Raw genomic sequence first — 16,185 nt, 5'->3', positions numbered from 1 at the left:
TTACAGTACAGATTCTTTTTTCTTTAATACAACATCTGTTAAACAATCAATAAATGCGTCCGATGCATTTGGCATTTCTGGACGATAATATTTCGCACCAATTTCATCCGTTACAACTTTACACTCAAAGTCGTTGTCATATAAAACTTCTAAATGTTCCGCAACAAATCCAACTGGTGCATATACGAATGAAGTATAACCGTGCTTTTCATTTAGTTCTCTCGTTAAATCTTGTACATCTGGACCAATCCAAGGATCTGGTGTGTTTCCTGCACTTTGCCAGCCTACTGCATAGTTTGCTACTTCAGCTCCACGCGCGATATAATCCGCTGTTTCATTTAATTGATCTGGATATGGATCGCCCATTGCAATAATTTTCTCTGGTAAGCTATGTGCAGATACGATTAATACTGCTTTTTCACGCTCTGCATCTGACATACCGTTATATATACCTTTCACTGCATCAACCCAGTACTGGATGAATTTCGGCTCTTTATACCAGCTATCAATGCCGTGAATTGTTAAGTTTCCAAGTTTCTCAGCTTCTTCTTGTGCTCGTCCAACGTATGATTTCACGCTAAACGTAGAATAGTGAGGTGCAAGAACAAGTGCGATTGCATCTTGTATTCCGTCGTTATGCATATCTTTCACCGCATCTTCAATAAACGGGTCAATATGTTTTAAACCAAGATACATATGGTACTCTACTTCATCTTGTACTTCATTTAAACGCTGTTCTAACTTCTTAGCTTGCTCTAATGTAATAGTAGCTAAAGGAGAAATACCACCAATTGCACGGTAACGCTCTGTTAAATCTTCCAGCATTTCAGGACTTGGCTTTCTTCCTCTACGAATATGTGTATAGTAACGTTCAATATCTTCTTCTTTATATGGCGTTCCGTATGCCATTACAAGCAAACCAATTTTCTTTTTCATACAGCAATTCTCCTTTACTTCGCTAACTGCCCTTTAGAGTATTCATGAATAAATGTAGTTAAACGTTTTAATGTATCCGGATTTACTTCTGGGAATACACCGTGACCTAAGTTAAAGATATAACCCGGCTGTTTCATCCCTTGATCTAAAATACCTTTTACATGTTCTTCAATAACAGACCATGGTGCAAGTAAGAATGAAGGGTCCATATTACCTTGTACCGCCTTATGAACGCCACGTGCACGTGCTTCTTCAATCGGTAAGCGCCAGTCTAAGCCGACTACATCAAGCGGTAAGTCGTGCCACTCATTCACTAAGTGTGCAGCTCCTACGCCGTGCATAATCATCGGTACACCCATCTTACGAACTTCTGCAAAAATACGCTCCATTGCTGGTTTAATAAATACGCGATAATCTGCTACATTTACTGTTCCAACCCAAGAATCGAAAATTTGAACTGCTTTTGCTCCTGCGTTTATTTGCGCTTTTAAATATGTAATAACCATATCTGCTAGTTTATCCATTAAAGCGAACCAAGCTTTTGGCTCTGCATACATGAACGCTTTCGTATTATGGTAGTTACGAGATGGACCGCCTTCAATCATATAGCTCGCTAATGTAAATGGAGCTCCTGAAAAACCGATTAACGGTACGTCTAACATTTCTGTCGTTAATAAACGAATTGTATCTAGTATGTACGGTACGTCATCTTCTGGATTGATTTCCCCTAGTTTTTCTACGTCTTGTAAAGAACGGATTGGATTATCAATAACTGGGCCAATACCTGATTTAATTTCTACATCCACACCAATTGCAGGTAGTGGTGACATAATATCTTTATAAAGAATTGCTGCGTCTACGTTATATTGATCAACCGGCAATTTTGTAACGTAAGCACATAACTCTGGATTATGTGTAATTTCAAATAAAGAATACTTTTCTTTAATCTTTCTATATTCCGGCTGTGAACGACCTGCTTGACGCATATACCATGCTGGTACATAATCGGTACGTTCCCCCCTACATGCTTTTAAAAATGTCTCATTTATAGTTCTTACCAAGACCCTTGCTCCCTTCCTTACCAATGCTTCGAATACGTTCGATATTTATCTTTTTTTACTATACAGCTTGTAAAAACAAAATGCATAATATTATGTACGTTGTTCATTAAATTGACACAAACATTCTTAAAAACGCTTACTATTTTCACAACATTCTTATTATAACACAGAGAAAAACTATGGTTTAGCTACTTTTGACTTTTCTCCTTCACGATTCGTTTGTGTATTATATGGTACAACGTAAAAGCTCGGTTTTGAAAATATGTTAACGAACTTTTCCTCATATTCCCCAGCACCATTTACAGTGCTAACATGTGTATGAATTCCGTTCTCCACTCTATAGATTCGGTACATAATTCTGTTATCTGGAAGTGGCGTCCAACTTAATTTCGCTTTAAATAAACCGAAAGGGCTAAATGATAGTTTCATTTTTACATCTTCAATTTTGCGCAGTCGAATCGGAGCGCCGATTGTTTCCACACCTTCAGGCTTCATAAACTTCTCTTTATGTTCTACATTAGCCTTCGTTAAAATTTTCTTAAACAATTTTGTCGCAGATGCACTTTCTCCTTGCAACTGATGCTCCTTATCCGTACGGTCATAACCAATCCAAACAGCGCCTACTAAGTTAGGTGTATAGCCGACGAACCACATATCTCTTGCTCCCTTATCGTCACTTGGCAATGAAGTTGTACCCGTTTTTCCAGCTAACGCACCGTTATATACACCAGCTCTCGCTGTTCCTTCCTTCACAACTCCTTCTAACATTTTCGTCATATACCATGCTGTCTGCTTCGAGAAGATTTTCGTCTCTACTTTTGGAGATTCCCCAATGACTGCACCGTGTCTATTTAATACTTTATCAATAACGTGCGGCTCAATAATATTTCCATTTGCTAAAAATGAACGATACATTTTTACAAGATCAAATGTTGAAACGCCATTTTTTAGTCCCCCAAGCGCTGTACTTAAACCAGCATCTGCAATATGGACATTTCCTTTTTCTAAATATTGCTTTCCTTCTTCTACCCCTAACTCATTTAATAGAGAAACTGCCGGTACGTTTGCCGACTCTAAAATCGCATCATACATCGTCATTTCTTTTGAATACTCATGATTATAATTTCGAGGTTCATACCCTTCAAAAGAATTTCTTTCATTCGTTAATAAAGAATACGGATTATACTTTTTCGTTTCTAGTGCTGGTGCATAAACGATAAGTGGTTTTAAAACAGATCCGGGCTGCCTTTTGGCAAAAACACGATTAAATCCTCTCGGGACGTACTTTCTTCCCCCAATCGCCGCTTTAATCCCTCCCGTACGATTATCCATTAATAAGAAAGCACCTTGCGCCCCTTCTTCTTTCCCAGGAAAATTCCTTGCATCTTGAAACTGGTTATATGCTACCTTTTGAATCTTTTCATCCATAGGTACGACAAACGTATATCCTCCGCGAAGTACTTCTTGATGAGACAACCCGTATAAACGAGCGGCTTCATCTATGACCATATCAATATACGGCATATATGCAAGCTCATTTTCGTCTAAGTTTTTATATAAAGCAATCGTCTTTCCTTGATAACGTACGCTATCTTCGGCAGTCAAATAGCCTTGTTTATGCATAAGTGACAATACGAGATCACGGCGCTCCTTACTTTTCTCTGGGGAGAAATAAGGTGAATATCCGTTTGGTGACTTCGGAAGGCCTGCAAGCATTGCCCCTTCCTCTACTGTTAAATCCTCAACATTTTTATTAAAATATAACTTTGCTGCTGCTTGAATACCGTAAGCCCCATGACCAAAATAAATATGATTCATATACATTTCAAGAATTTGTTGCTTCGTATATTTTTGCTCTAATTGAAGAGAAATTGCGACTTCCTTCAATTTGCGCGTAAATGTTTTTTCACGAGTTAAAAAGACGTTTTTAGCGAGTTGCTGCGTAATGGTACTACCGCCCTCTACCTTCTCTCTAGCTAACGTATCTTTATAAAGAGCACGGAATATAGACGGATAATCAATCCCTTGATGCTCATAAAAACGAGAATCTTCCACCGCAACAAACGCCTGCTGCACATACTTCGGAATTTGCTCGATCGGTACGAGGTCTCTATTTTCTACGTATAATTTCGTAATTTCTTTCCCTTTCTGGTCAACGATACGTGATGAAGAGTGGAAAACGAGCTGCTTTTCATCCATCATATAGCCACCAGCTAACACGATAAGTTTATAGAGTACAATCGCTACTACGAACGTTGCGACGCCGCCTAATAAAGTCCACTTTACTTTCTTCATACATCGTCCTTCTTTCCAAATGATGGTACATTTATTATTTGAAAAAGAAGTATCTTTATGTATATAATCTTCGAAGTTTTTTAAGAGAGTTGATATAATAGAAACAAACTAGTCAGGGGGCATTAAAATGAAGGCTATTATTTCATACGAAACACCTCTAGAACAAGCACATTTCACTGCAAAAAATGATGAGAAAAATATGTTTTATAAAGAAAATACAGAAGAATCTGTAGAAGGCTCACTTCAGTATGACGTACTAGATGCTGTCGGTGAATTTAAAGGACAACCTGGCTATATCGTTTGTAACAATATTTCTGTAACAGACGAAGGTCGCCCTGTATTTGAAAACCGCTTTAAAAACCGCGCAGGCCTTATTGAAAACGAACCAGGATTCCAAGCGATCCGTGTTCTACGCCCATTAAGTAACGATACATATGTCATCTTAACGATGTGGGAAACAGAGCAAAACTTTAAAGACTGGACAGAATCACGTTCATTCGAAAACGCTCATAAAAAACGTCCCACGCAAGCAGAAGGAACACCTCAGGCTCAAGCGCATCCACATGCGGAACAGCAAAAGAGTATTTTCTCTCGCCCTTCTTTTGTGACTACTTTTGATGTGTTAGTTTAATTTTTTTGAGTTTGGAGTTCAGAAACCGCGGTATGTGAAATTATATCAGCGATTTTTCGAATATATCGGCGCAACTCGAATTATATCAGCGTTTTTCTGAATTTATCGGCGCAACTCGAATTATATCAGCGTTTTTCTGAATTTATCGGCGCAACTCGAATTATATCAGCGTTTCTTCGAATTTATCGGCGCAACTCGAATTATATCAGCGTTTTTCTGAATTTATCGGCGCAACTCGAATTATATCAGCGATTCTTCGAATATATCAGCGCAACTCGAATTATATCAGCGTTTTTCTGAATATATCAGCGCAACTCGAATTATATCAGCGATTCTTCGAATATATCGACTTATCGACAAATCATGACACAAAAAGGAAACACCATTACACACCGGTGTTTCCTTTTTCTTTGTACCAATTATATATACGAAGTGAATCTTTTTTTCTCATATGCTTTACTTCATAACCCCGCCCCGCTACCGCTACAAGAGTTGTACATAATTCATCCTTTCTTTGAAAATACGATTGATTATAACCTACTGCTTGAACATGTCTTCTTCGCATTATTCCTGTATATTTCGAAAAATTACGATATACAACCGTTAGTTGATTTTCTCTTAATTCATAACCGCCACTTTTATATCTAGCATACGCAAGTAACGAAAACACGATAAATAACGGTAAAATAAAAAATAACGCAATATATTGTTTTAAATATATACTCACGCTAGCAATTAGAACTGTGAGTATGATACTTATTAACCAGCCCATAATGAAATAACGACGCAACGCTGTTTTTGGTAAGTGAGCGATCTCCGCTTCAATTTCATAAGGTAACTCTAAATATGTGAGCAGGTGCTGTACATCTTTTTTCTTCATAAAAGGATGCAGCATCACTTCATTACTTGCTGCTCCAATACTGTGAATTGCTTCCACTTCAACAGCGCAATAACCAAATGGCTGGCGAAGCATACATTCTTTTACAGTAATCGCTTGAATTCGGTGCAATTTTAAGACAAACTCTTTCTTTTCAAATAACCCTTGAACGATACGAATTTCTTCCCCTTTTCGCTCAATTTTAAAGTTTGCATATTTCAACACATATCCAGCCGTGGAAATAATCCATGAAATCGCCATTAAAATTAATGCTATTACAATTAGTTTATAAACACCGTTTCCCATCACATACGCTTCTACTTTACTTGTGAATCCTTCAGGAAGAACAAAATCAAACTTTGTGTAAAGAAGTACCAGTCCAGAAAACACTAGTCCGAACCGACCAGATGTAATCGCTGCTGCTAAAACCTCTTTCGCTGTTAACTGATAAACCGTCTTGCTTTCTTCCTCTTCTATTTCTTCTTTTACAGTAGTTTCTTTCTTATGTAATAAAGAGATTAAATGTTTTGCCTCGTCTTCTTTAATACCAGCCAACATCACTTCTGGTTCACTACCACCACCCGCTACTTCTATATTTAACTTCATAAGCCCAAGCATCTGATAAATGACGTTAGAAGACGTACTAACATTTTGCACACGTTCTTTATTTAAATAACTTTCCTTCTTTACAAAAACACCGTGCTTTATATGTAAAATATTATTCTCAATCCAGTACACTTTAAAATACCATTTAATTGCTGAAAAAATAGCCATGATGAATAAAACAACCAGAAGGAAAAGATAAAATAAATACCAAGGTTCCACTTGTTCATCAGGTTTAAATAAAACAAGAATAATAAGTGGCAACAAACTCGCAACTCTAATACCTAACAATATCGTAATCGGATGTTGCCTCTTATACATCCTTATCACTCACTTTCGCAAGTTCTCCAATTTGTCTTTTTAGCTGTTCTGCTTCTTCTTTCGTTAAACCTGGAATACTATGAGAAGTTGCGGCTGTTGAAATGTGTAATTCTGCTAAATTATACTTTCTCATGATCGGCCCTTGCTCAATCGTTACGTGCTGCACACGGATCATCGGAATAAGTACGCGTTTTACAACGAACATTCCCTTTTGAATCTCAATCTCTTCTTCATTTAATCTGTAACTATAATAGCGCTGACGCAAATTTGGAAACACAAAATAATCAAGTGGAATAAATGTAATAGCTCCTGTTACTAATAGTCCAAACAACCAGCCCCACCAGTTAAAGTTAATCATAAAAAAGAAATACGCAATTACGACTGTTAGTATAACTGCCGCCCCAATTAAAGCGTGAATTCGCCACACTTTCAGCATATTAAAATGAATCTCTCTTTCTAACGGCTGCATCTCATCACTCCAATTCTATGAATTTATTACTTATATATTATCAAAAATAAGATTTCATATACATTTTTGTAAATTTATAGTCAAATAATAACATTTGAATCAAAAGCATATTAAAGAAAAACATACCTCAGTTTTGAAAATTATATATTATAAATATGAATTATATTATTGAACTAAAATAAACCTTACATGATTCATGTAAGGTTTATCGTTTTATACACAATATATTTCATTATTGTTGAGATATACTAGCATCGCTTTCAATTCGCTTTTCTTTTTGGCTCAGTTTTTTATCTTTAGATTTTTTTAATGTTAAAGTCATACCAATAAAAATAAAAAGAATTCCTGTTATTTGCATTAAAGTTGGACGGAATCCAGTAAGTACAGTATCTAATAATATTGCCACTGCCGGATCCAAAAAAACTAATATTGAGATTGTTTTTGTAGATAAATAGCGTAAACTATCAAAAAACAGATAATATACTATCCCTGTGTGAATAAAACCAGTAGCTATAATATATGTCCAATTACTTTGAGTGAGGCCACTAAAAGCATCTAAATCTATAAATGGTATTAAAAGAAATATCCCCAAGAATGTTTGTAAAAATGTCATTGCATACGCACTCATTTTGTTAATCCCTTTACCAAATAAAGTTGTAAATGCATAAAAGAGAGCTGCAAGAAATCCCCATATCATACCTGAAGACATTAATGAACCGACAGAGAAACTTCCATCGATACCAGCAATTAATAAAGCTCCTGCAAAACACACAATTATTGAAATGATAGATATGAATGTTAATTTTTCTTTAAAGACGATACTTCCAATTAACAGTACAATTACTGGTGCAAGATGATAAACCGAGATAGCAATTGTAACTGACATATTTTCAAAGGCTTTAAATAAGAAAACCCAATTAAATACTAAGAAAAAGCCACATATTAAAACTTGAATAACTTCTTTTCGTTCCCATTTATCTTGTTTATATTGCCCTGTAAGCAACCAGCATACACTTAAAAATATTGTCGCAAAAATACACCTTACAAACACTAATTCAAACGAAGGTAAGTTTGTTTGAACTGAAAAAAATCCAACTGATCCAAAGATAACCATTGATGCTATCATCTTTAAAGCCGGTACCGTTTTCTCTTGCTTAAAACTTTTTTGAAGCAAATTAATCCCCCTCCAATAAAAACTCGGTTTATAGTGAGAAAAACACCAGCCTAAAAAAGGACAGGTGCTTTTCCTCAAAAACACTCAATTATAAATTTTTCCCAGCAGTCCAACCACCATCAATTACAAAATTAGAACCAGTAATAAAGCGGGCCTGATCAGAAATCAAGTACTCAATACATGAAACAATATCCTGCGGCAACCCCCAAGTATCTAAAGATTGATTACTTTTTATCATAGACATCAAGGCTGTATTACTAAAGTATTCTTCTGTAAGTTCAGTTCTAATAACACCGGGAGAAATGCTATTCACCCTTATATTTTGCTTTCCAAATTCCATAGCCATCTGTTTAGTCAATCCGATTAAAGCATGCTTTGATGCAACATAAGCAGCTCGCTCTGGTTCAGCCATTAATCCAGAAACCGATGCTATATTCACAATACAACCTTTTATTTTCGATTCACACCATCGCTTAGCTACTTCCCTAGAAAGGATAAATGGTGCTACTAAATTTACATCAATTACTTTTTTAAACATATCATCGGATAAATGTAAAACAGGTGTTATCTCTCGAATACCAGCTGCATTTATTAATATATCAGGAGAAAGCTTTTCTAAATCTAATTGAGTAAAAAGATTATGAATCGCTTCGCTATTACTTAAATCAATTTGCACTACTTTCAAAGGCATATCTGTTTTCATATAATCTATTAAATTATTATTATTAATATCAAGCGCTATTACATGAAATGATTTTTCTAAAAAGTATTTTATACAAGCATGACCTATACCGCTATTGGCTCCAGAAATCATAATTATTTTATTCTCTCTCATTTTGTCTCCTTATAAGAAAATGTTACTAATAAAATATCACGAAAAGCCTCCGTACTACATTCTGTTCCAAGTGGCGTTACGGCATGGAAGACCTTTTGTCCAAATACTAAAGTTTCTAAAGGCTCCTTCAAACTTATAAACTGATTAATTTCCCGAGGAGAATTAGCTATTAAATTATCTCCACCAATAGCTGTATTACTTAAATTCATAAGGTGTAAAAACACTACTGGTTCATCATCTTTATGTAACCAAATAGGTGAACTAAAAGATGGTCTTTCTTTAGTAGCTTTATATCTTACTTGATGTAAACCTATAATTAAGTCTTTACTTGTATCTATTATATTTGTTTTAAATGCAAATTCAGTATCGAAGCGCACGATATTTTGAATTAAAGGATTACATAAAAAGCTATCATTTATGCTATTGAACTGTCTAACTTTCCCGCCATCGTCATAGTTATATTCTTTAGATTGGAAGTAATCATTACTATTATCTAAAATATAATCTGGTGAATCAACATACTTTATATACCTTGAATAAGATCTAGCACGGCATTCACCGTATGCATCATCTTCCAAATTATAATAATCTAACTGTGCTTGTGTTAATAGACGATGATTCTCTTCCTCTTGTAAAAAGATTTCATTTGAGATTTCAAGGAATCCTTTAGATTCAAATTCATGTACCTTTTCTTCTATGCTAAAGCCACTCATTTTACTAAGAACAAACGTCATTATAAAAACCTCCACACTATTGTATTTTTCTATCTCACCCTATGTTAGAAATGCAATAAGTAACCGAGATTCTTGCTTAATAAAATTAAAAATTATGATATTCAATTAATACACCAAATGAAATATACGTAATTCATTAAAATTATTTATTAAGCAATATTATATATCCTTTCGGGTATTTTTTCTAATTATCTGAAGATTTATAAACATTAGTCTTAATATTCAAAAATAAAGAAATAGATTTTTCAGAAAGATAAAACTGCGCGTATTGCAATTATTTATGTATATAACTTTTTTTAAAATTATATTTTAAATATAGCTAGTTTTTTATAAATTTTTTGATATAATTACATACGGGAAAAGGGAAGAACTTTGTCTTCCCTTGTGTTTTTATTTGCATCTAGTACTTTTGCTAGATGCTTTTTTTTATGCTAAAAAAGGTATCCTCAAATACTTTGAGAATACCTTTTCACCTTTATTATCTCTGCTGTTTTCTACCTAATATGAGTAATCCAAAACTCATCATTACAAGAAGTGCTCCCATATATGGTTCCACAGGCATTTTCTGCCCTGTCTTCGGTAATTCTTTTTCAGGTTTCTCTGGATTCGGTGTCCCAGGCTTTTCTGGATCTGGTGTCCCAGGTTTTTCTGGATTCGGTGTTCCAGGTTTCTCCGGATTCGGTGTTCCAGGCTTTTCTGGATTCGGTGTTCCAGGTTTCTCCGGATTCGGTGTTCCAGGCTTTTCTGGATCTGGTGTTCCAGGTTTTTCTGGATCTGGTGTTCCAGGTTTTTCTGGATCTGGTGTTCCAGGTTTTTCTGGATCTGGTGTTCCAGGTTTTTCTGGATCTGGTGTTTCTGGGCCTGGTGGCGCTAAATGATTCAATTTGTTTAATACTTCTAATTGAACTGCATTTATCATTCCATTTGTAATTTCAAATGGAATTGGATTAGTTAATTTTTCATATCCTTTTGGTGCTTCTACTTCTACTAGTGTGTAGTTACCTACAGATAGATCTGTGATTTTTGCCTTTCCATCTTTATCTGTTGTTACTTTCACTACTACTTTTCCCTTTTCATCATGAACCTCAAACACAGCTCCTGATAAGACTTCCTTGCTTTCAGCGGCCATTTTTGTAATCTCCACTGAACCTTTGTCTAACTGTTCATTCTCTACTTGCAATGATAAGACTTTCGTCATACCTTTTGTAATTTCGAATGAAACTGGCTTTTCTAGTGGTTTGTAGCCTGCTGGTGTTTCTACTTCTACTAACTCATACTTTCCAATAGATAAATCTGAAATGTCTGCTTTTCCTTCTTTATCCGTTGTTACTTTCGCAACTACTTTGCCTTTTGAGTCACGTACTTCAAATACAACATTTTCTAATGGTGCTTTACTGTCTTTATCTATTTTTGTGATTTCTACATTCCCCGTATCTACCATTTCATTTTCTACAGTGAACGCTAAAGATTTTGTCATACCTTTTGTAATTTCAAATAGTACAGGCTTTTCTAATTTTTTGTAGCCTGGTAAACTCTCTACTTCTACTAACTTGTACTTTCCTACTGATAAATCTGCAACTGTTGCTTTTCCAGCTTTATCTGTCGTTACTTTCGTTACTACCTTGCCTTTGTCGTCTTGAACTTCAAAGACTACACCTGCTAACGGTGCCTTATTATCTTTATCTATTTTTGTAATTTCTACATTTCCCGTATCTACCATTTCATTTTCTATGTTTAATGATAGAACTTCTGTCATACCCTTTTTAATTTCGAATGATACTGGCTCTGTTAGTTTTTTGTAGCCTGGTAAGCTCTCTTTCTCTACTAATTTGTACTTTCCTACAGATAAGTCTGAGATTTTTGCTTTACCATTTTTATCTGTTTTTACTTCCGTTACTACTTTTCCTTGTTCGTCTTGCACTTCGAAGACTACGTCTTCTAATACTTTTTGACTATCTTTATCCACTTTTGTGATTTCTACTGAGCCTTTGTCTACTAGTTCATTCTCTACTTTTAGTGATAAGACTTCTGTCATACCTTTTTTGATTTCAAATGATACTGGTTTCGCTAGTTTTTTATATCCTGGTAAGCTCTCTACCTCTACTAGCTTATATTTTCCTACTGATAAATCAGCAATCTTTGCTTTTCCTTCTTTATCTGTCGTTACTTTTGTTACTACTTTGCCTTTTTCATCTTGTACTTCGAAGACTACACCTGCTAATGCTTTTTGACTATCTTTATCTACTTTTGTAATCTCTACTGAGCCTTTGTCTAACTGTTCATTCTCTACTTTTAATGATAAGACTTCTGTCATACCTTTTTTGATTTCGAATGATACTGGCTCTGTTAGTTTTTTGTAACCTGGTAAGCTTTTTTTCTCTACTAATTTGTACTTTCCTACAGATAAGTCTGAGATTTTTGCTTTCCCTTCTTTATCTGTCGTTACTTCTGTTACTACTTTGCCTTGTTCGTCTTGTACTTCGAAGACTACACTTGCTAATGCTTTTTGACTATCTTTATCTACTTTTGTTACTTCCACATTTCCCTTGTCTAACATTTCGTTTTCTACTGTTAAAGCAAGAGATTTTGTCATGCCTTTTTCAATTTGGAAAGTAATCGGATCTACTAATTGTTTATATCCTTTTGGTGCTTTTACTTCTACTAACTTGTATGTGCCGACTGATAAATTAGTAACTTGTACTTGTCCTTTTTTATCTGTCGTTATTTTAGCGACTACTTGCCCTGCTTCATCTTGAATTTCAAAGACTGCATCAGCTAAAGCATCTTTATTTTCTTTATCTACTTTTGTAATTTCTACATTTCCTGTATCCACTAATTCATTTTCTACTGTTAGCTTTAGCGCTGTTACTCTACCCTTTTCAATTTCAAATGAAATTGGCTTTTCTAGTGGTTTGTATCCTGCCGGTGTTTCTACTTCTACCAACTCATACTTCCCGATAGATAAATCTGAAACGTTTGCTTTTCCTTCTTTATCCGTTGTTACTTTCGCAACTACTTTTCCTTTTAAATCACGTACTTCAAATACAACATTTTCTAATGGTGCTTTACTATCTTTATCTATTTTTGTTATCTCGACATTCCCTGTATCCACCATTTCATTTTCTACTTTTAATGATAGGACTTCGGTCATGCCTTTTTTGATTTCAAATGATATTGGTTTTTCTAATTTTTTATAACCAGGTAAACTTTCTACCTCTACTAATTCATACTTTCCTACAAGTAAATCTGAAACATTTGCTTTTCCATCTTTATCTGTCGTTACTTTTGTAACTTCATTACCCTTTTCATCTTGGACGATGAATGTTACTCCCGCTAACGGTGCTTTATTATCTTTATCTATCTTTGTTATCTCTATATTTCCCGTATCTACCATTTCATTTTCTATTTTTAATGATAGAACTTCGGTCATGCCTTTTTTGATTTCAAATGATACTGGATCTGTTAGTTTCTTATAGCCTGGTAAACTTTCTTTCTCTACTAATTTGTACTTTCCTACTGATAGATCTGAGATTTTTGCTTTACCATCTTTATCTGTTTTTACTTCCTTTACTACTGTTCCAGCTTCATCTTGCACTTCAAAAACTACGCCTTTTAATGCTTTTTTGCTGTCTTTATCTATTTTTGTAATTTCTACTGAACCTTTATCTAACTGTTCATTTTCTACTTTCAACGATAGGACTGTTGTCATACCTTTTTTAATTTCGAATGATACTGAATCTGTTAGCTTTTTGTAGCCTGGTAAACTTTTCGTCTCTACTAATTTGTACTTCCCTACTGATAAATCAGAGATTTTTGCTTTACCATCTTTATCTGTTTTTACTTCTGTTACTACTTTTCCTTGCTCATCTTGCACTTCGAAGACTACGCCTTCTAATACTTTTTGACTATCTTTATCTATTTTTGTAATTTCTACTGAGCCTTTGTCTAACTGCTCGTTTTCTACTTTTATTGCTAAAGCTTTTGTCATACCTTTTTTTATTTCAAATGGTACTGGTTCTGTTAGCTTTTTATAACCTGGTAAGCTTTTCGTCTCTACTAATTTGTACTTTCCTACTGATAGATCTGAAACATTTGCTTTTCCATCTTTATCTGTTACTACTTTTCTTACTACTTCATCTTTCTCATCTTGGACTTCAAATTCGACACCCGCTAATACTGCTCCGTTTTCTTTGTCCACTTTTGTAATTTCTATATTACCTTTGTCTACCATTGCATTTTCCACTTGTATTGGGAATATGCCGTCCCCTGTTACACTTACTTCGAACTCTGTTTCTTTTAATTGGTAGCCTTCAGGCGCTTTCGTTTCTTTTAAAATATATTTTCCTAGTGCTAACGGTTTAGAGATTGCCTTACCATCTTTATCTGTAACAATATGTTCGACTACTACACCGTCTTTTACTATATCAAACTCTGCATTTGCTAATGGTTTTTCACCATTTTCCGAATCAATTTTCTTTATTTCAATTTGACCCTTTTGCACAGTATTTTTAATTTCAATTGTTTTTGTTTCTCCAGCTTGAAGTGTAACCTCTACTGGGCTTGTTAATTTTTGATATCCTTCTGGTGCTACTGTTTCATAAACTTTATACGTCCCAGGAGCTAAAGTTTGAGGTACTGAAAAACCTTTTTCGTCCGTTGTCAGTTTTGCAACAACTTCATTTGCACTATTTCGAACTTCAAATTCGGCACCTTTTAACCCTTTGTTCGGATTCTCAGAATCTATTTTATGAAGCGATACTGTACCATCTTTTGGAGCTTCAGGCGGTGTAATAGTTACTTCTTTTGATGTTAATGTTTTATCATCAAAATGTAATTCCGCTTTATTAGGAATCTTCTTATCTACGTAAGAAGATAAGTCTGCATTATTTTTAATTTTCGCCTTGATACTAAGATTAATTATCTGGTCTTCATATGACTTATAATCAAAATTCTCACCAAACGTAAATGTTACTTCACTTCTTTGTTTATCTATATTTAACGTCCCTTTAGAAGTAATATCTTGGCCATTTTTATCATACACTTTTGCCTCTAATACTTCTAAAACATCTTCTAAATCATCACTAATTACCATAGATGTGTATTTAGAAGGATCGTTCGGTATATGTGTACCAACTTGGTATTGAATAACTTGATCCATTTGTGTTAGCTGCTCATTCTCTACAAGCTTGCCATTCTCATCAACTATATTTTTTTCAATGCTAGGTGGATTATTGTCACCTGAACCAGATCCTCCCCCACCACTCACAAATACTTGTCCTACTTTTTCTTCAGTTTTAATATTTTTACCTTCTAATTTCACAGTATTTTTATGAGGTTTTGCAGCAGGATTTGTAACCTTTGTTTTATATCTTAAAATATAGCCTTTTGAACTGTCTGGAAATTCAATTGTAAATCCAGTCTTTGTTGCATTTATTTTAATGTTAGATAAATTTGCTGGCTTAATATTTGTTGGTGCATAACCATCTTCAAATACAGCCTCTTCTAATACTACGCTGTCTGTAATTAACTCATGCCCAGGTCCTAATGTATCTGTTAATTTAAGATCTTGCATTTCTGTTCCAGTTGCATTTACATATACAAGCCAATCAGCAATAGACGGATCTTCTTGATTATAAGAACCCCATTTCAATAGATTTTCCGTATTGGGTTGTGGCTTCGGTCTCTCTGTCGTATTACTTACATTTACTTCTTTATTTACGATTTGACCATCAACGTTAAATTCTAATGGAATTTCTTTAACACCATCATATGCTTCTAGACCAAAGTAGAATTCTACGAATAAAGAACCTTTAATGTTGTTCTTTCCTTCTACGTAATCACCCATAGTACACGTTAATAGACCCTTTTTCATCTCACATGTACCAACTGTTTTTCCTTCAGCATCTTTTAAAGGAAAACTCATATTCATAAGGTCTTTTCGAAACTCTTTTGGCATATCAATTGTGAATTGATCTCCACTTTTTATTTTTTCTTTAGCTGACCACTTCACTTCTACTTTCATACCATCTGAGGCTTGATATGGTTCAGATGTCGTGCCATCAGTACGGGAAATATTAATTTCGTCCACTGGACTTTTCATAACAGCAGCTTGAATAACTGGAGCCCACACATTCAGCACTGAAAATAATACTAGAAAAACTAATGAAACCATTGAAATATGTCTTTTAGTACTTTTCATTTGCATAGTTCCCTCCTAAATTTTTATATTTATATAACAAAAAAAGATCG

10 protein-coding genes are annotated in these 16,185 nt (G+C 34.7%); 1 reads left to right on the top strand and 9 read right to left on the bottom strand.

What is annotated here, in order from left to right; genetic code table 11:
* The 3 genes from hemH to DN407_RS05405 all read right to left on the bottom strand — a co-directional run bounded on the left by hemH (position 1) and on the right by DN407_RS05405 (position 4,292).
* The gene (gene hemH / locus DN407_RS05415; RefSeq protein ID WP_149216086.1) at positions 1–936 is read right to left on the bottom strand and encodes a ferrochelatase; all 936 of its coding nucleotides are present in this window, start codon (positions 934–936) and stop codon (positions 1–3) included.
* Positions 937–950: 14 nt separating this feature from the next.
* Positions 951–1,997: a uroporphyrinogen decarboxylase gene (gene hemE / locus DN407_RS05410; protein WP_000252605.1), complete on the bottom strand. Its 1,047-nt coding sequence runs from the start codon at positions 1,995–1,997 to the stop codon at positions 951–953.
* A 177-nt stretch (positions 1,998–2,174) separates the two neighbouring features.
* The gene (locus DN407_RS05405; RefSeq protein ID WP_149216085.1) at positions 2,175–4,292 is read right to left on the bottom strand and encodes a transglycosylase domain-containing protein; all 2,118 of its coding nucleotides are present in this window, start codon (positions 4,290–4,292) and stop codon (positions 2,175–2,177) included.
* A 127-nt stretch (positions 4,293–4,419) separates the two neighbouring features.
* Between DN407_RS05405 and hmoB the strand changes: the two genes are divergently transcribed.
* Positions 4,420–4,923: a heme-degrading monooxygenase HmoB gene (hmoB, locus tag DN407_RS05400; RefSeq protein ID WP_000644065.1), complete on the top strand. Its 504-nt coding sequence runs from the start codon at positions 4,420–4,422 to the stop codon at positions 4,921–4,923.
* Between the two features lie 385 nt (positions 4,924–5,308).
* On the opposite strand, the gene DN407_RS05395 is transcribed toward hmoB, so the two are convergent.
* The 6 genes from DN407_RS05395 to DN407_RS05370 all read right to left on the bottom strand — a co-directional run bounded on the left by DN407_RS05395 (position 5,309) and on the right by DN407_RS05370 (position 16,141).
* Entirely contained in the window at positions 5,309–6,724 is a 1,416-nt protein-coding gene (locus tag DN407_RS05395) for a PH domain-containing protein (protein WP_000278148.1), read from the bottom strand.
* On the bottom strand, positions 6,717–7,193 hold the full coding sequence (locus DN407_RS05390; protein ID WP_001182698.1) for a PH domain-containing protein: 477 nt from the start codon (positions 7,191–7,193) through the stop codon (positions 6,717–6,719). The genes DN407_RS05395 and DN407_RS05390 overlap by 8 nt, the downstream gene beginning before the upstream one ends.
* Positions 7,194–7,425: 232 nt before the next feature.
* Entirely contained in the window at positions 7,426–8,367 is a 942-nt protein-coding gene (locus DN407_RS05385; protein ID WP_000939625.1) for a DMT family transporter, read from the bottom strand.
* Positions 8,368–8,455: 88 nt separating this feature from the next.
* Positions 8,456–9,202: an SDR family NAD(P)-dependent oxidoreductase gene (locus DN407_RS05380; protein ID WP_001208941.1), complete on the bottom strand. Its 747-nt coding sequence runs from the start codon at positions 9,200–9,202 to the stop codon at positions 8,456–8,458.
* Positions 9,199–9,936 (bottom strand): 2OG-Fe dioxygenase family protein, encoded by a 738-nt coding sequence (locus DN407_RS05375; RefSeq protein ID WP_000144819.1) that lies wholly within the window; start codon positions 9,934–9,936, stop codon positions 9,199–9,201. Before DN407_RS05375 ends, DN407_RS05380 begins: the two co-directional genes overlap by 4 nt.
* A 478-nt stretch (positions 9,937–10,414) precedes the next feature.
* Positions 10,415–16,141: a SpaA isopeptide-forming pilin-related protein gene (locus DN407_RS05370; protein WP_149216084.1), complete on the bottom strand. Its 5,727-nt coding sequence runs from the start codon at positions 16,139–16,141 to the stop codon at positions 10,415–10,417.
* Between the last annotated feature and the right edge of the window lie 44 nt (positions 16,142–16,185).

Origin of the sequence: Bacillus sp. JAS24-2 (assembly GCF_008274905.1) — a bacterium.
GTDB lineage: Bacteria > Bacillota > Bacilli > Bacillales > Bacillaceae_G > Bacillus_A > Bacillus_A cereus.
This window is presented reverse-complemented; position numbering and strand designations above follow the sequence as displayed.